At 65.9% G+C, this 19,026-nt stretch carries 17 protein-coding genes and 1 tRNA gene; 5 read left to right on the top strand and 13 right to left on the bottom strand.

Translation table 11 applies throughout. From position 1 onward, the window contains the following. Positions 1–45: 45 nt before the first annotated feature. Complete coding sequence (locus Q0330_RS02595) at positions 46–1,221, bottom strand: capsule biosynthesis protein (protein WP_299474007.1); 1,176 nt, start codon at positions 1,219–1,221, stop codon at positions 46–48. Between the two features lie 134 nt (positions 1,222–1,355). After that, on the bottom strand, positions 1,356–3,830 hold the full coding sequence (locus Q0330_RS02590; protein ID WP_299474004.1) for a heavy metal translocating P-type ATPase: 2,475 nt from the start codon (positions 3,828–3,830) through the stop codon (positions 1,356–1,358). A gap of 409 nt (positions 3,831–4,239) precedes the next feature. Between Q0330_RS02590 and Q0330_RS02585 the strand changes: the two genes are divergently transcribed. Beyond that, entirely contained in the window at positions 4,240–4,779 is a 540-nt protein-coding gene (locus tag Q0330_RS02585; protein ID WP_299474001.1) for a L,D-transpeptidase, read from the top strand. Positions 4,780–4,795: 16 nt separating this feature from the next. Then, entirely contained in the window at positions 4,796–5,857 is a 1,062-nt protein-coding gene (gene mnmH / locus Q0330_RS02580) for a tRNA 2-selenouridine(34) synthase MnmH (protein ID WP_299473998.1), read from the top strand. Here the strand turns inward: mnmH and Q0330_RS02575 are convergent. Further along, on the bottom strand, positions 5,854–6,081 hold the full coding sequence (locus Q0330_RS02575) for a hypothetical protein (RefSeq protein ID WP_299473995.1): 228 nt from the start codon (positions 6,079–6,081) through the stop codon (positions 5,854–5,856). The genes mnmH and Q0330_RS02575 overlap by 4 nt on opposite strands. 87 nt (positions 6,082–6,168) lie before the next feature. On the opposite strand from Q0330_RS02575, the gene Q0330_RS02570 reads away from it, so the two are divergent. Then, positions 6,169–6,420, top strand: coding sequence for a DUF2312 domain-containing protein (locus Q0330_RS02570; protein WP_299473992.1), 252 nt, complete (start codon positions 6,169–6,171; stop codon positions 6,418–6,420). Between the two features lie 14 nt (positions 6,421–6,434). On the opposite strand, the gene Q0330_RS02565 is transcribed toward Q0330_RS02570, so the two are convergent. Continuing rightward, positions 6,435–7,265, bottom strand: coding sequence for a hypothetical protein (locus Q0330_RS02565; RefSeq protein ID WP_299473989.1), 831 nt, complete (start codon positions 7,263–7,265; stop codon positions 6,435–6,437). A 165-nt stretch (positions 7,266–7,430) separates the two neighbouring features. Here Q0330_RS02565 and Q0330_RS02560 point away from each other — a divergent pair. Next, positions 7,431–7,506: transfer RNA gene (locus Q0330_RS02560), tRNA-Thr, on the top strand. A gap of 95 nt (positions 7,507–7,601) precedes the next feature. Then, positions 7,602–7,847, top strand: a complete 246-nt coding sequence (locus tag Q0330_RS02555) for a DUF333 domain-containing protein (protein WP_299473986.1) — start codon at positions 7,602–7,604, stop codon at positions 7,845–7,847. A 116-nt stretch (positions 7,848–7,963) separates the two neighbouring features. On the opposite strand, the gene hflX is transcribed toward Q0330_RS02555, so the two are convergent. The 9 genes from hflX to Q0330_RS02510 all read right to left on the bottom strand — a co-directional run bounded on the left by hflX (position 7,964) and on the right by Q0330_RS02510 (position 18,944). Then, on the bottom strand, positions 7,964–9,262 hold the full coding sequence (hflX, locus tag Q0330_RS02550) for a GTPase HflX (protein WP_299473983.1): 1,299 nt from the start codon (positions 9,260–9,262) through the stop codon (positions 7,964–7,966). Beyond that, positions 9,263–9,496 (bottom strand): RNA chaperone Hfq, encoded by a 234-nt coding sequence (gene hfq, locus Q0330_RS02545; protein WP_054303569.1) that lies wholly within the window; start codon positions 9,494–9,496, stop codon positions 9,263–9,265. Between the two features lie 94 nt (positions 9,497–9,590). Next, entirely contained in the window at positions 9,591–11,231 is a 1,641-nt protein-coding gene (locus Q0330_RS02540) for a potassium transporter TrkG (RefSeq protein WP_299473966.1), read from the bottom strand. Beyond that, positions 11,231–12,607, bottom strand: coding sequence for a Trk system potassium transporter TrkA (gene trkA / locus Q0330_RS02535; RefSeq protein WP_299473963.1), 1,377 nt, complete (start codon positions 12,605–12,607; stop codon positions 11,231–11,233). Before trkA ends, Q0330_RS02540 begins: the two co-directional genes overlap by 1 nt. Before the next feature lie 66 nt (positions 12,608–12,673). Next, positions 12,674–13,846 carry a sn-glycerol-3-phosphate ABC transporter ATP-binding protein UgpC gene (gene ugpC / locus Q0330_RS02530; protein ID WP_299473960.1) on the bottom strand — a complete coding sequence of 391 codons (1,173 nt, stop codon included), beginning with the start codon at positions 13,844–13,846 and terminating at the stop codon, positions 12,674–12,676. Positions 13,847–13,873: 27 nt separating this feature from the next. After that, complete coding sequence (locus tag Q0330_RS02525) at positions 13,874–15,418, bottom strand: alpha-amylase family glycosyl hydrolase (protein ID WP_299473957.1); 1,545 nt, start codon at positions 15,416–15,418, stop codon at positions 13,874–13,876. Continuing rightward, positions 15,418–16,548, bottom strand: coding sequence for a carbohydrate ABC transporter permease (locus tag Q0330_RS02520; protein ID WP_299473954.1), 1,131 nt, complete (start codon positions 16,546–16,548; stop codon positions 15,418–15,420). Before Q0330_RS02520 ends, Q0330_RS02525 begins: the two co-directional genes overlap by 1 nt. Then, positions 16,548–17,543: a sugar ABC transporter permease gene (locus Q0330_RS02515; protein WP_299473951.1), complete on the bottom strand. Its 996-nt coding sequence runs from the start codon at positions 17,541–17,543 to the stop codon at positions 16,548–16,550. The genes Q0330_RS02520 and Q0330_RS02515 overlap by 1 nt, the downstream gene beginning before the upstream one ends. Before the next feature lie 60 nt (positions 17,544–17,603). Continuing rightward, positions 17,604–18,944 (bottom strand): ABC transporter substrate-binding protein, encoded by a 1,341-nt coding sequence (locus tag Q0330_RS02510; RefSeq protein ID WP_299474137.1) that lies wholly within the window; start codon positions 18,942–18,944, stop codon positions 17,604–17,606. Positions 18,945–19,026 lie beyond the last annotated feature (82 nt).

The raw sequence follows: 19,026 nt of genomic DNA, 5'->3' as shown, positions 1-19,026 counted from the left end.
TTTCGGCGGTCGGACGACCCGACCGCCGAAACCGCCCCTTGCCGATCAGCGACGGTCACGCACGCTGTAATAGAACAGCAGCAGCACCGCCCAGCCCAGAAGCAGGATGGCGAAGATGCGCAGCAGCAGGCCCGGACGATTGGGAAGCTGCGGGGTCTCGGGCAGGCGCGGCTCGATATGGGCCGCGAGATAGCGTGACTGCCGCTGACCCTCGGCAAGTGCCGCCTCATAGGAAGATTGCGCCGCCCGGTAAGTGGTCTCTGCAAACTCCATGTCGGCCGCGAGTTCTTCAAATTCGGCCATCATTTCGGCATAGCTTTCGCCATTTGGCCCCTCGCCGGTCTCGCCGAATTTTGCCCGTTCGGCGTCGATCTGCGCTTTGAGCGCGTCGATCTTGCGCTGACCCTGATTGAGACGCGGGTCATCGTCGCGCGCGGTCTCTCGCAAAGTGTCCTGCGCCACCATCGCCTCGACCAGCTGGGTCTGCAGGGTGTTCAGAACCGTCATCTGGCCTTCCAGGTCGGCCTCGGGGTCGACGATCTGGGTGCGCATCCGGAACGCGGTCATGGCCTGGCGGGCGACGGTCAGGCTTTCCTGCGCCTTGGCCAGCTCATCCCGCGAGAACCGGGTCGCATCATCGCGGGCGATGTCGGACAGCCGGTTGATGGTCCGGCTCGATTCGTCGAAGGCCGCTTGTGCGATCTCCAGCGCGTCCTGGGACGTGAATGCCATCACCTTCAGCGTGATCAGCTTGCTGGCGGAATCGTAGTCCACCCGGACCTGCTTGCGCCAGTATTTGGTCAGATCCTCAAGCGAACCATCGGGGTGATAGCCGAAAACCGGATCGATGTCGTAAACGCCCGAGAACCTGCGCCCGAGATCGAGCTGGTCGTTTATCGTGGCCACGATGTCCTGACTGCGGAGGAAATCATAAAGGATGTCCGGGTCCGAGGCACTGGTCGAGCCGGTCAATTGCGTCAGCCCTCCCAGTAGGTCCAGCGTCGGGTCGGCTTCTTCCTTGCGGACCGAAAAGCCGACGGTCGCGACATACTGATCCTGCGCCCGCTCCCAAAGATACCAGGCCCAGATCATGGTTGGCAGGACCACGATCAACAGGAAGGACCCGAAGATCAGCGTCCGCGTCAGCCTTTGCCCCTTCATGGGACGATTTCGGCGCGCGGCCGTCGCGCGATGGGGCGTGTTCGTCGTGGTCTCGGCCATGTTGTCTTCCTGCCTCAGCCCTTCATGCCCGTTCTTGCGGGCTGGGGCAGCTATATACGCAGCCCGCCGCCATGACCAGCCAGCAGGCAGACGCGCCGCGTTCTGTGGCGGTCACGAAACGCGGCGCGACCGGTTCAGGCGAAGCGGCGCAGCCGCAAGGCGTTCGAGACCACGAAGACCGAGGACATGGCCATCGCCGCCGCCGCCAGCATGGGCGACAGTTGCGGGCCGCCGAAGGGCACCAGCACGCCCATGGCGACCGGGATCAGCAGCACGTTATAGGCGAAGGCCCAGAACAGGTTCTGCCGGATATTGCGCATGACCGCGCGGCTCAGCCGGATGGCGGTCGGCACCGCGCCGGGATCGGGGCGCATCAGCACGACCTCGGCGGCCTCGATGGCGATATCGGTGCCGGACCCCATGGCGATGCCGGTATCGGCCCCGGCCAGCACCGGCGCGTCATTGATGCCGTCGCCGACGAAGACCGTGCCCTCGCCCATCTGGCGAAGCGCGTCGAGCTTCGCCTCGGGCGTGACGCTGCCCTGCACCTGACCGATGCCGAGCTTGCGTCCGGTATATTCCGCCGCCGCCGGCACATCGCCCGACAGCATCGCTGTTTTCAGTCCCAGCCTGTGCAGCGCCGCAATGGCGCCGGCCGATTGCGGGCGCGGCGGGTCGGCCACGAACAGCGCCGCGACATGGGTGCCATCCACCGCCAGATGCATCGGCGTGCGCCCTTCGGACGCGGCGGCCTCGGCATGGGCGAGCAGATCCGGATCGGCTGTGATCCCTGCCGCCGCAAGTGCGCCGGGGTTGCCGATCAGCACAGGGCGGCCCTCGACGGTGCCGCCAATGCCGTGGCCGGGTTGGGCGGCGATCTCGTGGGCCTCGGGCGGGGCGATGCCGTCCTTTGCGGCTGCCTCCAGCACGGCGCGGGCCAGCGGGTGTTCCGAGCCTGCCTCGATCCCCGCGGCAAAGCGCAGGGCCTCGTCGCGGGCGATGCCGGCGGTCTCGATCCCGGTCAGGACCGGGCGGCCCTCGGTCAGAGTGCCGGTCTTGTCGAAGGCGGAAATGCGGGCCTCCGACAGGCGCTGAAGCGCGTCGCCGCGCCGGAACAGGATGCCAAGCTGCGCCCCCCGCCCGGTGCCGACCAGGATCGAGACCGGCACCGCCAGCCCCATGGCGCAGGGGCAGGCGATGATCAGGACCGAGATCGCGGCCACGACCGCCGGTGCCAGCGCCGGCGCCGGGCCGAGCAGCAGCCAGAGCAGGAAGGTCAGCGCGGAAAGCGCCATGACGACGGGCACGAAGATCCGCGTCACCCGGTCGACAAGGGCCTGCACCGGCAGCTTGCCGGCCTGCGCCTGTTCGACCAGCCGGACGATCCCGGCCAGCCTGGTATCGGCGCCGGTCGCGGTCACGCGATAGCGCAGCGGGACATTGCCGTTGACGGTGCCGCCGATCAGCGCGTCGCCCGGCGATTTCTCGGCCGGGACCGGTTCGCCGGTCAGCATGGATTCGTCGACGCTGCCCTGACCGTCCAGCAATTCGCCATCGACCGCGACCCGCTCTCCCGGGCGCAGGCGGACGATGTCGCCGGGCCGGATCTGCCCGATGGGCAGATCGCGCAGCCCGCCGTCGCGTTCGACCTGGGCCGAATCCGGGGCGAGGTCCATCAGCCGCCGGATCGCCTGCCCGGCCTCGCCCTTGGCGCGCGCCTCCAGCCAACGGCCCAACAGGATCAGCGTGACGATGACGGCGGCACTTTCGTAATAGACATGGCGCGCACCCTCGGGCAGCAGGCCCGGCGCGAAGGTGGCGATGACGGAATATAGAAAGGCGGCCGTCGCCCCCAGCACCACGAGGCTGTTCATCTCGGGCGCGCCGCGCAGCAGCGCCGGCACGCCGTGGCGATAGAAGATGCGCCCCGGCCCGGCCAGAACGGCAGCGGTCAGCAGGAACTCCGCGATCCACAGCGCCTGCGTCGGGATCGTCGCCGCCAGCCAGTGATGGAAGCCAGGGAAGACATGGCCGCCCATCTCGACGATGAAGACCGGCAGGGTCAGGCCAAGCGCGGTCAGGAAGGCGCGGCGCAGCCGGTTGGCGTCGGCATCGTGATCGAGATGCGCGGCCTGCGCCTCGGCAGCCTTGGGCCGGGCGGGATAGCCCTTCGCCGTGACCAGATCGGCCAGCGACTGCGCGTCGATACCGGCGCTATGGGTGATTTCGGCGGTGCCGGTGACCAAATTGACCTCGGCCTTCGAGACGCCGGGGGTCTCGGTCAGCGCCCGCTCGACCCGACCAACGCAAGAGGCGCAGCTCATCCCCTCGACATTCAGGGTGGTGTGTTCCTCCAGCGCCGGATAGCCGGCGCGTTCCAGTGCCTCGGTGGCGCGGGGCAGGGCGCCGGGGTCCAGAAGCCGCATCCGGGCGCGACCGGTGGCGAGGTTCACCTGCGGTGCCTCGATGCCCGGCACGGCGGCAAGCGCGCGCTCGGCCCGGCCGACGCAGGAGGCGCAGCTGAGCCCGCTCAGCGTCAGTTCGATATCGCGGCCCTGAACGGGCAGGGGCGCTGCGGTGGGAAGGGTTGTGTCAGTGGCGGCAGACATGGGCTTGTCCTGTTCTGAATCCATGGGAAAGGGTTTCAGAGATCAGGACAGGCGGGGCCTGCGGCGAAAGCGGCACCAGAACCGGAGCGTCCGAGGCCGGCCAGCCGGGATGCAGGCGAAGCGGCGGCAGGCCCGGGCCGGCAGTCAGGGCCGGATTGGCGCGAAGCCGGGCGCGGCCTGTGCCGGCGTGACAGCGACAACCGCGACCGCCCCGGCCCCGGCACAGATGCGCGGGTCGGGGGGCGGCCTTGCGTGGCGCGCTTTCGCGGCGATGGCAGCAGCTCGGTTCCATCTGACGAAGATGTGAACCCGCCTTTGTGCTGTCAAGGCCCGCCCGAAGGCGCGGGATTGAGTTGGGATGCCCGAGCCTGTAGATTGGCCCAAACGAGCAGTTACAGGATGAGACTCCATGAACCGTCGTCAGGTTTTCGGGCTTGCATTGCCCCTGATCGCCGCGCCCTCGCTGGTGCTGGCGCAGGCCGATCCCTATCAGCCGACCGAGGTGCCGATCCGAGAGGGGTTCGAGGTCGGCTCGATCATCGTCGTTTCGGACAAGTTCTTCCTTTACCATGTGACCGCGCCGGACCGGGCCATCCGTTACGGCGTCGCCGTCGGTCAGGCCGAACTGGTCTGGAAGGGCAAGGCCCGGGTCGGGCGCAAGGCGGAATGGCCCAGTTGGACGCCCACGCCCGACATGATCGCCCGCAAGCCGCAGCAATACGGCAAGTACAAGGACGGGATGCCTGGCGGTCCGCGCAACCCGCTTGGGGCGCGGGCGCTGTATCTCTATGACGCCAATGGCAACGACACCGCCATTCGCATCCATGGCACGACAGAGCCGGGCTCCATCGGGCGCGCGGTCTCGAACGGCTGTATCCGGATGCGCAACGAGGCGGTGATGGCGCTGTTCGAGCAGGTGCCGATCGGCACCCCGGTCTACGTCTTCTGATCCGGCGAGCGCCGGAGTGAATGACCCGACCCCGCTTCGGCTCGATGCGGTCAATGCCGCCTCGGGCCGTTTCGACGATATCATCGACGTGCGCGCGCCCTCGGAATATGCCGAGGACCATCTGCCCGGTGCCATCAGCCTGCCGGTGCTGAACGATGCGGAACGCGCCCAGGTCGGCACCATCTACAAGCAGGTCTCGCCCTTCGACGCCCGCAAGGTCGGGGCGGCGCTTGTCGCCACGAACATTGCGCGCCATATCGCCGGGCCGTTGAAGGACCGGTCGGGGGGCTGGCAACCCCTGGTCTATTGCTGGCGCGGCGGGCAGCGCTCTGGCGCGATGGCAACGATCCTGGCACAGGTCGGCTGGCGGGTGGCGCGTGTCGAGGGCGGCTATAAAAGCTGGCGCGCCCTGGTGGTCAGGCGTGTGCAGGAACTGGGCTTTCCGGCGCCGGTCGTCGTTCTCGACGGCAATACCGGCAGCGCCAAGACCGCGATCCTGTCCCGGCTGGCGGCGCGCGGCCATCAGGTCGTCGATCTGGAAGGGCTGGCCAATCATCGTGGCAGCCTGTTCGGTGCCATGGGCGATCAGCCCAGCCAGAAGGCCTTTGAAGGGCGCCTTGCCTCGGCGTTGGAAGCATTGGACCCCGCCCGCCCGGTGCTGGTCGAAGGCGAAAGCTCTCGCATCGGGGAGCGCACCTTGCCGCGCGCCGTCTGGCACGGGGTGGCGCAGGCGCTGCGGGTGACGCTGGAGGTCCCGGTCGAGGCGCGGGCGGCCTATTCGGCGCGCGACTATGCCGATATCGCGCAGGAGCCGGGAGAGGTCGGGCAGATCCTGCAGAAGCTGGCCCGGTTGCATTCGGCTGAACAGATCGAGGACTGGCAGCACCTTGCCGATCGGCGCGACTGGCCGGCACTGGCCGAAAGCCTGATGCGGCATCACTACGATCCGCGCTATGCCAAGCACCGCGCCCGCTATGCCGAGCGCGAGGCGACGGTGGTTCCGCTGGCGGATCTGAACGATCTCGATGCCGCAGCGGGCCGGGTCGAGGATGCGTTGGCGCGGCTTGGCCGGGCCTAGCTGCCCAGCATGATCCCGATCACCACCGCCATCAGACCGATGACCGAAGCGGCCAGTGCCGCTATGTTGACGGCGACGACGCTTTGCATCCGGGTGCGGAAGGCGGCCTCGTCCAGCCCGCTGCGCCTGGCGCGCCAGACCGTCCAGATGCACCAGGCGATGCCGATCAGGCCCAGAAGGGTCAGGAATGCGCCGGCCCAGATCACGATGTCGAATATGTTCATGCCATCCTCTTTCCGCCGCCGGCTTAGCCCCGATTGCAGAACCCGGCAAGACGGCCTATGTCTGCCGCGCCAATAACGGGGGACATCATGCAGGACGATCACGCCTATAACGTCGCGGCCGACGAGCTGCGCCAGTTCATCGAGCAATACGAGCAGCTGGAGGCCGAGAAGAAGGACGTGACCGAGCGCCAGAAAGAGGTGATGGCCGAGGCCAAGGCCCGTGGCTACGACACCAAGGTGATGAAGAAAGTGATCGCGCTGCGCAAGCGCGACCGTGACGACATCGCCGAGGAAGAGGCGATTCTGGACATGTACAAGGCCGCGCTCGGCATGGCCTGAGCGCAGCCTGCCGATCAGGCCGAGATGAATTCCACGCCGCTCAGCGCGGCGATCTCGGCCAGATCGGCGGCGTAGATCTCGGACAATTCGTCGATCAGATCCTGCGACCAGCCGGGCAGGTCGATATCGGCTTCCAGCTTTGCCGGCTCTGCCTGTGCCAGCGCCTGTTCGACCAGATCCCGGCGCCCGTTCACGCTCAGCTCGGGCTGTTCGGCGATCTCGGCGTTCAACTGTTCCAGGGCTTCGGGCGACAGCAGGTCCGACAGGATCGCATCCTCGTCCTGCAAGGGCATGGCGGCGGTGACGCCGGCGACGGCGCGCAGCACCTCGGGCCAGGTGAAGGGCAGATCCTCCTCGGCCCAGGCGACGATCCTGCGGTCGGGCACCGCGCCCAGCATGCGTTGGAACATCGGCGCCCAGCGAAGCTGGCGCGGGTCGATGTCTTCCATGACCGCCGCGTAATCCCCTTTCATCTGCGACACCAGATCCTGCACATGGCGCGCGGGATGCAGGATGCTGACGAAGAACTCCACCGGGGACTGGGGAAACAGGTTGGACAGGCCGGTCATCCGGTGATGCGCTGTCGGGTAGACCCCGGTTGGCGTGACGGCCCGTTTTGGCTGGCCGATAAAGGCCGCCTGGCTGAGCACGACCCGCGCCGCATCATCGCTGACCATGACCGCATCGAGCAGCATTTCCTGCATTTCTGCCGAGGCGGGGCCGCCCTTGAGCGCGACCATGGCCTCTCCGTAGACGCCGCGATAGCGGCGGGGGGAGGGGACTTCGACGCCTGCCCGCCAAAGCTCATCACGATTGCGCAGCAGGGTCCGGATGAGTCGGTCCATTCCGCTTCCATAAGCGCCGACGTGATATGCAATTTCCATAAGACTTCTAAACCGTTGAATCGTGGCGAACAGTAGCGGCTCTGTCGTCGCAGGCAAACCAATTTTCGCGCCAGCCTTGCGCCGGCGGCGCAGGGGCGCTATCCGATCCGGGACGCATATGTCTGGGCCGGCATAGCTCAGCTGGTAGAGCAGCTGATTTGTAATCAGAAGGTCGCGGGTTCGATTCCTGCTGCCGGCACCAAATTCCTACGATATTTCAGTGCATTAGGGGTGGGCTTGCGTCCGGCGGCGGATCGGCTGACTATTCGGGCAGCATGTGACCAGATGGAGGCCAAGTTGCGACGTTTCATAGTCCTGTCCGCCCTTTTCGCGCTGACTGCCTGTGGCGGTTCCGGTGGCAATAACCGGCAGAGCGGGACCGGTGCGGCACCGCCGCCGACGCCGGCGGCGGTCTATTGTCAGCGCAGCGGTGGCGAGGTGATTGCCCGGACTTCGGGCGGAAGGCGGGCCGATCTGTGCAAGTTGCCGAGCGGGCGGACGGTCAGGGCGGCGGATCTGCTGAACAGCCATAACAGCCTGTAGGGGCTGAAAAAACCGCGTCCTCATCGGGTCGATATTGCGTCCATATCCTGTCCATATCGCGTGCATACGCCTGCGGGCGCCGGCGCGGCGTGCCAAGGGCGCGTGTCGGGTGAGGGTCAGAGGGCCTGATAGGCGGCGCGCTGGCGTTCGGTCCAGACCACATCGAGGGTGAAGCCGTCCTCGGTCTGGCGCTCGTCTTCGACCACGCCGGCCTGATGCAGCCAGGCGCGGCGGCGACCGTCGCTGAAATCGAGACGCAATTCCGCCGGCTCTCGCAACTCGGCCAGCACGCCATCGAGGGCCGCGTCAATGGCGGCGGAGAGGTCGTCCAGACCCTCGCCAGTCAGGGCCGAGATCGCCTGCACCCCCTCGGTGCGCCGATCGGTGCGGCGCAGCGCCTCGCGGGTGGCGGGCGAGAGGGCGTCGATCTTGTTCCAGACCTCGATCAGGGCCACGTCCTCATCCACGCCGAGCGAATCGAGAATCTCGGCCACGTCTTCGGCCTGTTCCTCGGTCTCGGGGTGGGAAATGTCGCGGACATGCAGGATCAGGTCGGCTTCCAGAACCTCCTCCAGCGTGGCGCGGAAGGCGGCGACAAGCTCGTGCGGGAGGTCCGAGATGAAGCCCACCGTATCCGACAGGATGATGTCGCGCCCGCCGGGCAGCCGGATCGACCGCATGGTCGGGTCGAGCGTGGCAAAGAGCATGTCCTTGGCCAGCACCTCGGCCCCGGTCAGGCGATTGAACAGGGTCGATTTTCCGGCATTGGTATAGCCGACCAGCGCCACGATGGGATAGGGCACCTTGGCGCGCGAGGCGCGGTGCAGGGTCCGGGTCTTTACCACCCGTTCCAACTGGCGGCGCAGCCGGGTCATCTGTTCGTCGATGGCGCGGCGGTCGGCCTCGATCTGGGTTTCGCCGGGGCCGCCGACGAAGCCAAGCCCGCCGCGCTGGCGTTCGAGGTGGGTCCAGGCCCGGACCAGCCGGGTGCGCTGATAGGACAGGGCCGCCAGTTCGACCTGCAACACGCCTTCGCGGGTCCGGGCCCGGTCGGCGAAGATTTCGAGGATCAGCCCGGTCCGGTCGAGGATCTTCACATCCCAGGCCTTTTCCAGATTGCGCTGCTGGACCGGGGTCACGGGGCCGTCGATCAGCACCAGTTCGGCCTCGATCGCTTCCAGCGCGTGACCCAGTTCTTCGAGCTTGCCCTTGGTGAACAACTGCCCCGGCGAGGGCTTGCGCAGCCGCGCGACCTGGGCGCCGACGATGTCGACGCCGGGCAGGGCATGGGCGAGGGCCACGGCCTCCTCCAGCGCATTTTCGGGCGTCCGGCGTTGGCCGCCGGCGCCGTCGATATCGGGATGGATCACATAGGCGCGGGTCGGTGCGCGTTCCGTGACATGGGCTTCAGCCAATCAGTCTTCGCCTTCGTAGAGATTGATCGGTGCGCCCGGCATGATGGTCGAAATCGCATGTTTGTAGACAAGCTGCGATTGACCGTCGCGGCGCAGGAGCACGCAGAAATTGTCGAACCAGGTGATCACGCCCTGCAGCTTGACGCCATTGATCAGGAAGATGGTGACCGGAACCTTGGCCTTGCGGACATGGTTCAGGAAGGCATCCTGAAGATTCTGTTTGTCGGCAGCCATGGTTCGACCCCTGTTCTGTTTGTTTTCCAATATTTAGGAAAGGATTAATGACCTGACAAGCGGCGCTTGCAAAGCTGCCACAAGTTGTGGCGAATCAGCGACGCCAGAAGTCCGGGGTCAGCAGCGCGAGGATCGCCAGAGTCTCCAGCCGGCCGAGGATCATCGCCCCGGCCAGCACGGTTTTTGGCAGCAGGGCAAGGCCGGACCAGCCTTCCCACGGGTTCGAGGCGAAGCCGGCGCTGGATTCGAAACTGGGCGTCAGGGGAATGGTGCCGGCCAGCGGCCCGGTATTGGTCAGCGCCGAAACCGAGAGCATGACGGCGGTTTCAAACTCGATCTGGTGGATCGAGACGAGAATCACCGTGGCGGCGATGGAAAGCGCAAAGAGCATGAAGAAGATGAAGGCGAGATAGGCGCCTTCGCCGCGCAGCCGCCGGACCATGCGCCCGCCCCCGGCGACGGATGCCGGGTGGACGATACGTTCCAGTTCACGCTGGCTTTGGCGGGCGAGCGCATAGACGCGCAGAAGTTTCACCCCGCCGGCGGTGGTGGCGATGCCGCCGCCCATGATGGCAAGGCCCGCCAGCAGCAGGCCCGGCGATTGCAGCCCCGACCAGCTGCGCGCGCCCTGCCAGTCGACCGAGTTCCAGCCGGTCGTGGTCAGGAAGGACATGGCGTTGAACAGCCCGCCCCAGGTGGCGATGGCGGCGTTGCGGGCGCTGATGGCGAGGCCTTCGGGCACGCTGCCGGCCTTGCTGACCTGTTCGATGCTGAAGACGAAATGGCGCGCGAAAAGGATCAGCGCCACAAGGGTCACGACGATCAGCCCGATGCGCAGTTCGGGGTCGTGACCGAGCGATTCGCTGGCGCGCAGTTCTCCGGCGCCGGGCCAGAGGCGGCGGGACAATGCCAGGATCAGGAAGCAGAAGATCAGCATCTCGCCCAGAATGCCGGAATGCACGCCGATGGCGCCGGTGACCGGCGAGATCCCCGAGGTGGAAAGCGTGCCCATGGCCCGGATCAGCGCGATCAGCCCCGGATCGCCGGCCAGAAGCAGCGCCACCCAGAGCGTCATGGTCAGCCCGGCATAGACCGGGGCAATGTCGCGCAGCACCCGCAGCGCCCTGAGGCTCGGGGTCATGCGGTCGCTGCCCGAGGTATAGAACAATTGCCGGGCCTGCGAGGCGCGGCCATCGGCGCTGTCGGGCAGGGGTTGGAAACGCTCGTTCCGGCCATAGGGCGAGGACATGATCTCGAACCCGCCGACCTTGAGCGGGGCGAGGATGGCGACCGCCGTGACCAGGATGAAGAGCCCGCCCAGCCAGCCGACCAGCGAGCGCCAGAGATGCAAGGGCGGGGCCAGCATGTCGGCGGCATAGAGCGTGGCCCCGGTGGTGGTCAGGCAGCTGACCATTTCCCACCAGGCGTTGAACAGTCCGGTATCGGGCAGCGCCATGGCCAGCGGCACGCCGAGCGCCATGGGCAGGATGCCGAAGACCGCGAGCATGGTCGAAAGCGCCGGCAGCCCGTTGCCGCCCGGCGGCGGGCGCACCCGGCCCGAGGTGGCGATGCCCAGAAGCAGGGTCAGCACCAGCATCAGCAGGGCGCTGAAGAAGAAATAGCCGGAAATCGCCTTCCAGCCGGTCGCCGCCGCGTAACCGGCGGGCACCAGCATCGCCGCCCCGGCGATTCCGATCAGCAGCACCAGCAAGGGCAGGCGACCGAGGCGTTGCATCAGAAGAAATCTATGGCGACCTGCAACAGCCGCTCGACCTCGGGCACGTCCTTGCTGAGCGCGAAGATGCAGACGATATCGCCTTCGTTGATGCGGGTGTCGGGCATCGGCTTGACGATCTTCTCGCCCTTCAGGACCATGCCGATCAGCGCGCCTTCGGGCAGGCCGATCTCTCGGATGGTGCGGCCCGACATCGAGGAGGTGGGCAGGATCTGGGCCTCGATCACCTCGGCCTCGGCATCGCCGACGGAATAGATGTCGCGCACCCGGCCGTGGCGGACATGGCGCAGGATGGTGGAGACGGTGGTCGAGCGCGGGTTGATATAGGCGTCGATCTCCAGCGGTCCCATCAGCGAGACCAGCGTCGGGTCGTTGACCAGGCTGACCACCATCTTGGCGCCGGCCTGCTTGGCGCGCACGGCGGCGAGGATATTGACCTTGTCGTCATCGGTCAGGGTCAGCACCGCATCGGCCTTGCTGACGGCGGCTTCTTCCAGCAGTTCCGCCGACAGGCCGTCACCGTTCAGCACGATGGTGCGTTCCAGTGCGTCGGCGGCGCGTTCGGCGCTGTTGCGGTTGCGCTCGATGATCTTGGTGCGGACGCGGCGGGGCGAGGCTTCCAGTGCGCGGGCGACGGCGAGGCCGACATTGCCGCCGCCGATGATGATGACGCGTTCGGGCTGGGTGGTGACCTTGCCGAAGATTTCCAGCGTGCGCCCGGAATCGTCGCGGGCCGAGAAGACATAGATCTGATCGCCGGCGAAAAGCTGGTCATTGGGGTCGGGCACGAACAGCCGACCCTCGCGGCGGACGCCGACGACGATGGCGAGCAGGCTGGAGAAGAGGTCGTTCAGTTGCCGCAGGGGCGTGTTCAGGGCCGGGCTGTCCTCGTCCAGGACGATGCCCAGAAGCCGGGCGCGGTTGTCGAGGAAATCCTCGACATCGAAGGTCGAGGGGGCGCGCAGCCGGGCGAGGGCGGCCTTGGCGACTTCTCGCTCGGGCGAGATCACCACGTCGATGGGCAGGTGATCGGTGCGGTAGAGATCGGAATAGATCGCGTCGAGATAGGAGGAGGAGCGCAGGCGGGCGATCTTGCGCGGCACGCGGAAGACGGAATGGGCAACCTGGCAGGTGACCATGTTCACCTCGTCCGACTGGGTCGCGGCGATGATCAGGTCGGCATCGCGGGCGCCGGCGCGGTCGAGAATGTCGGGATGGCTGGCGAAGCCTTCCACGCCCTGCACATCCAGCGCCTCGGTGGCGCGGCGGACCAGCTCGCCATTATTGTCGATGACGGTCACGTCGTTGCTTTCGCCCGAGAGATGCCGGGCGATTTGCCAGCCGACCTGCCCCGCGCCGCAGATGATGATCTTCATGCCATGCCCCTCATCCTTGCCGAAGGTTTAGGCGCAGCGGGCGCGGGGGTCAATGAAGGCCGGGCCTCAGCCCACGGGGGGCGCGGCCACGATGTCCTTCAGCGCCGGGGCAGGGTTCTGCCGGGTCCAGCGCATCGGCGTGGTCGGCGGGCCGTCGCGATAGAGCAGCGATTGCCCGTCATGGAACAGGTGCATGGTCTCGGGGTCGGCGGTCAGGCGCACGCTCTGACGGTTCAGCCCGGTATGGATGCCGGGCAGCTTGGCGATGAAGGGATCCTGATCGCCGGTGGTGCCGAAATAGAGAAGCGTCACCTCTCCAAGCGCCTCGGTCAGGTCGACGGTGCCTTCAAAGAGGGCCGGGCCGTCGGTCATGCGCAGATCCTCGGGGCGGACGCCCAGATTGACGGACATGCCTTCGTCGCCCGCACGGGTCGGGATGGCGACCGAGCAGGTGCCGCCGCCGTCAAGCTGGACCTGCGTCACCTCTCCGGTGGCGGTGACCTTGCCGGGCAGAAGGTTCATGGCCGGGCTGCCGATGAACTGGGCCACGAATTCGTTGACCGGACGTTCGTAAAGCTCCAACGGTGCGCCGACCTGGGCGATGCCGCCGCCGGCCAGAACGACGATGCGGTCGGCCAGGGTCATGGCCTCGGTCTGGTCGTGGGTGACATAGATCATGGTCCGGTCGGGCATCGATTCCTTCAACTGCGCGATCTCGATCCGGGTGGCGACGCGCAGGGCGGCATCGAGGTTCGAGAGCGGCTCGTCGAACAGATAGACCTTCGGGTCGCGCACGATGGCCCGGCCGATGGCGACACGCTGGCGCTGACCGCCCGAAAGCGCCTTGGGCAGGCGATCCAGATAGGGCGTCAGTTGCAGCATCTTGCCGGCGCGGTCGGTGGCTTCCTTGATCTCGGCCGGGGATTTGCCGGCGATCTTCAGCGCGAAGGCCATGTTGTCGCGCACCGTCATATGCGGATAGAGCGCGTAGGACTGGAACACCATGGCGATGCCGCGCTGGCTGGGCGGGATGTCGTTCATCCGCGCCCCGTCGATATAGAAGTCGCCGCCGGTGATCTGTTCCAGCCCGGCGATCATGCGCAGCAGGGTCGACTTGCCGCAGCCCGAGGGGCCGACAAAGACGATGAACTCGCCCGAGGTGATATCGAGGTTGATATCCCTGAGCACGTTCACATCGCCGTAGGACTTGGCGACATTCTTGAGATTGAGATCGGCCATATTCGTCTCCCCCCGGTTCAGTTCCGGCTATGCTTCATTCAGTTCGAAATGCCACGGACCCAGGCCCCCAGCCTCTTCGTTCGAGAGGTTGATGCGCAGGGTCACGCGGTCGTCGTCTTGCTGGCGGGTGATGGTCAGCACATCGCCATCCACCTGCAATTGCTGGCTGCCCGTCTGCAGGGCCGGATGTTTGTGACGCAGTGCAATCGCCCAGCGGTAATGGTTCAGGACCGAGCCGATCTGCTTGTCCTGTTCGGACACGGCACAGTGCAGGTGCTCATGCGAGATCGGCAGCCACGGCACCCCGGTGGTGAAACCGGCATTGGTATTGCTGTGGGCTTCCCAGACCATCGGCGTGCGGCAGCCGTCGCGGCCTTTGAACTCGGGCCAGAACTCGATGCCGTAGGGGTCCTGCAGGGCCTCATAGGGGACATCGGCCTCGTGCAGGCCAAGCTCCTCGCCCTGATAGATGCAGACCGAGCCGCGCAGGCACATCATCACTGTGACATAGGCGTTCACCGCCGGCTCGCTGAGGCCCCAGCGGGTGGCGTGGCGCACCACGTCGTGATTGGAAAACGCCCAGCAGGGCCAGCCGTTCGGGGCCTTTTCGGCCAGCTGTTCGAAGACATCGGCGACGCGCGCCGCGCTCAGATCGCTGCCCGAGAGGAACTCGAACGCATAGGACATGTGCATGAGCTTGTCGCCCGAGGTATATTCCCCCAGAAGCTCCAGCCCGCGCTGGCTGTCGCCGATCTCGCCCACGGCGGCGGCGCCGTAAGGTTCCATCACCGCGCGCAGCTTTTCCAGGAAGACCAGGTTTTCCGGGCGCGACTTGTCATAGACGTGGCGCTGGTGGTTATAGGGGTTCACCTTGGGCGCGGTCTGGTCGTTGCGTTCTTCCGGCGGCAGGGGCGGATTGTCGCGCAGCGCGGCATCATGGGTATAGAAGTTGATCGTATCCAGCCGGAAGCCGTCCACGCCGCGTTCCAGCCAGAAATGCGCCACGTCCAGCAGCGCCTGCTGAACCTCGGGATTGTGGAAGTTCAGGTCCGGCTGTGAGGTCAGGAAGTTGTGCAGGTAATACTGCTCGCGCCGGGCATCCCAATGCCAGCCGCTGCCGCCGAAGATCGACAGCCAGTTGTTCGGCGCGGTGCCGTCGGGTTTCGGATCGGCCCAGACATACCAGTCGGCGCGCGGATTGTCGCGGCTGGCGCGGCTTTCCACGAACCAGGGATGCTGGTCCGAGGTATGCGACAGCACCAGGTCGATCATGATCTTCAGGCCCAGCTCATGCGCGCGGGCGATCAGGGCATCGAAATCGGCCAGGGTGCCGAAGGTCGGGTCGATGTCGAGATAGTCGCTGACATCATAGCCGAAATCCTTCATCGGCGAGCGGAAGAAGGGCGAGATCCAGACCGCATCGGCCCCCAGCCGGGCGATATAGTCGAGCCGCTGCGTGATCCCCCGCAGGTCGCCGGTTCCGTCGCCCGTCGTGTCCTGGAAGCTGCGCGGGTAGACCTGATAGATCACCGCGCCCTTCCACCAGTTCTTTGCCTTCGGCAATTGTAGCATCATCCACCTTTTACGGATCCGGCCAGCAGACCGCGGACCAGGTATCTTTGCATCGAGAAGAAGACCAAGAGCGGCACCGCGATCGAGATGAAGGCCGAGGTGGCGAGGATTTCCCATTCGCCGCCCTTGGAGCCCATCAACTCGCGCAGCACCCCGGTCATGACCAGTTGTTCGCGGGTATTGCCCAGGAAGACCGTTGCCACCAGCAGGTCGTTCCAGACCCAGAGGAACTGGAAGATGGCGAAGCTGGCCAGCGCCGGGAAGGACAAAGGCAGGATGATCTTGAGGAAGATCTGGAACTCGGTCGCGCCATCGACGCGGGCCGATTCGATCACCTCTCGCGGCAGTCCGACCATGTAGTTTCGCAGCAGATAGACCGCCAATGGCAGGCCGAAGCCGGTATGGGCAAGCCAGATGCCGAGATAGCCCTTGCCGATGCCGATCTCGTTATGCAGGCGCAGAAGCGGGATCAGCGAGACCTGCAACGGCACGACCAGCAGCCCGACCACGGTCGCGGTCAGCAGCGCGCGTCCGGGGAAATCCATCCAGGCCAGCGCATAGGCGGCGAAGGCCGCGATCAGGATCGGGATGATCGTCGCCGGGATGGTCACCGTCAGCGTGTTCATGAAGGCGCGCCCGATGCCTTCGGCGTTCAGCACCCGCGAATAGTTCTGCAGCGTGAACTTGCCCGGGCTCTTGGTGGTCAGGAAGATCCGCTCGCCCCGGGTCATCTCGAAGGCGGTGGGCGATTCCATGCGATAGCTGCCATCGGCATTCACGGTCAGCTTGGCACCATCCACATCGGCGGTATCGCCGGGCTGATAGGCCGCCGGCTCTCGCGAGCGGGTGCCCCAGCCGACCAGCTCCTGGCCCTCGCCCAGCACATTGCCGTCGAGGACGAAGACGCCGCCCTCCTCGCGCTGATCGGCGGCGGTGCCGGTGCGCACGAAGCCGGTCTGTTCGGTCGCCGAGAGCGATTTCCACCAGCCGGTGGCCGAGATCTGGTCGCGGTCCCGGAACGAGGACACGAACAGGCCCGCCGTCGGGATCGTCCACATCACCACCAGCAGCAGCGCCGCCAGATTGACCAGCCAGGTCAGCGAGGATTTCTGTCCAGCCATGCCTTCCATCAGCGCATCTCCTTACGGACGTTACGGATGTTCCAGATCATGATCGGCAGGACCAGGATCATCAGAACGATGGCGATGGCCGAGCCGCGCCCGTAATCGGGCGTGCCCCGGAACATCCAGTCATACATGAGGTTCGCCAGCACCTGCGTGCCCCATTGGCCGTTGGTCATTACGAAGACGATGTCGAAGACCTTCAGCACGGTGATGGTGATCGTGGTCCAGACCACGGCGATGGTGCCCATGATCTGCGGCACCTTGATCTTGAAGAAGATCTGCCATGGGCTGGCGCCGTCCAGCACGGCGGCCTCGATGGTTTCCTCGGGGATGCCGCGCAGGGCCGCCGAGAGGATCACCATGGCAAAGCCGGTCTGGATCCAGACCAGCACGATCATCAGGAAAAAGTTGTTCCAGGGCTGGATCGTCAGCCAGGTCTGCGGGGAACCGCCGAGACCCTGCACGATGGCATTGAGCAGGCCGATCTGTTCGGTCCCCGGCTCGCGGAATTCATAGATCAGCTTCCAGATCACGCCGGCGCCGACGAAGGAAATCGCCATCGGCATGAAGATCAGCGACTTGCCGATATTGCCCCAGCGGATGCGGTCGGTCAGCTGCGCCGCCAGCAGCCCGAAGGCGGTGGACAGCGCCGGCACCACCAGCAGCCAGAAGAAGTTGTTGATCATCGATTCGCGGAATTTCGGATCGCCGACCAGCCAGGTGTAATTGCTGGCGCCGACGAAATTCTGGCTGGAGGCGTCTTTCAGCGACAGCCAGACCGAGTTGATCACCGGATAGACCAGATAGACCCCGAGGAACAGGATCGCCGGGCCAAGGAAAAGCCAGGGCCGGATCAGGCTGGCGCGGCTGATATTCGCGCCGGCATTCGGTCCGCGTGGCGGCAAGATCGTGTCCAGCACATAGTTCGAGCCCCAGAACCACGCCACGCATCCGAGCACGCCGACCGCGATGGTTCCTATGGCGAGCAGAAACAGCTCCATCCCCGTCCCCCCTTCTTGACTTGGGCCGGCCCCGCGATCCGGGGCCGGCCGGTTGCGCGATTACTGCAAGGTGTCCCAGGTCGACTGGATCTGGTCGGCCGCTTCCTGCGCCGACTTGCCGCCGACGAAATCGACCATGCCGGTCCAGAAGGCGCCGGCACCGATGGCGCCGGGCATCATGTCCGAGCCGTCGAAGCGGAAGGTGGTCGCATTCAGCAGCACCTCGCCCATACGACCCACGACCGGATCCGCATATGCCTCGGGGTTGACGCCCTTGTGCGGGGTCAGGAAGCCCTGCTGCGCCATCCAGATCTCATGGGCGATGGGCGTCTGCAGGAACTCGATGAAGGCCGGGCCGGCCGGATTGTCGGTCAGCACCGAGAAGAGCGTGCCGCCGCCCAGAACCGGCTGGCCGAGAGAGCCATCCGCCGGGGCCGGGAAATAGAAGAAATCGGCATCCTCGCCCACCACGGTGCCTTCCGGGAAGAAGGTGGTGATGAAGCTGGCCTGACGGTGGAAATAGCAGGCCGGCGGGCTTTCAAAGAGGCCCTTGGGGCTGTCGCGGAAATCGGTCGCCGCGACCGAGCCGGTGCCGCCGGCGACGAAATCGTCATTCTTCGCGAACCAGCCGAAATCGTCGATGGCCTTGACCACCTTGGGATCGTTGAACTTCAACTCGTTGGTGACCCAGGCGTCGTAATCCTCGGGCGCGTTGGTGCGCAGCATCAGATCCTCGACCCAGTCGGTCGCCGGCCAGCCGGTCGCACCGCCCGAACCCAGCCCGATGCACCAGGGGGTTTCGCCATCGGCGACGATCTGTTCGGTCAGGGCCTTGAGGTCTTCGAGCGTCGTCGGCACCTCATAGCCGGCATCTTCCAGGTTTTCCGGCACATACCAGACCAGCGATTTCACATCCGCCTTGTAGGGGAAGGCATAGACGTGATTGGCCCCATCCGGGCCGGGATAGGTGACCAGCTTGGCCCAGCTGTCGCCGGCGGCGTAGTTTTCAGAGATCCAGGCACCGACATCGTCGGACAGCGGCATCAGCTTGCCCTTGGCGGCAAGCCCGGCGGCCAGACCCGGCTGCGGGAAGACCGCGACATCGGGGGGAGAGCCGGCCTCGGCGTCGATCACGATCTGCTGTTCGAAACTGTCGGAACCGCTGTATTTCACATCGACCCCGGTCGCTTCCTCGAAATAGGGAATGACCGATTCGAACAGATCCTTGTCACCGCCGAGCCAGGGCCCGAGGATGTTCAGCTCCTGCCCGGAGAGGTCGCCATGGGCGGCCTTGAACTCGTCCAGGCTGGCCCAGTTGAAGGTGTCGTCCTCGCCCGGCGCAAACTTCATATCGGCCTGCGCGGCCATTCCTGTCAGCGCTATCATTGCCGCCGATGTCATGAGAATGCGTTTCACGTGTTCTTCTCCCTAGGGTCAGGACTCATTCCCGATCATAACCAGAAGATGACGGTGGCGGCGAGCA

Origin of the sequence: uncultured Paracoccus sp. (assembly GCF_937873615.1) — a bacterium.
In the GTDB taxonomy this organism is placed as follows: Bacteria; Pseudomonadota; Alphaproteobacteria; order Rhodobacterales; family Rhodobacteraceae; genus Paracoccus.
Note: the sequence above shows the minus strand (reverse complement) of the source record. Positions and strands in the feature narration are given on the sequence as shown.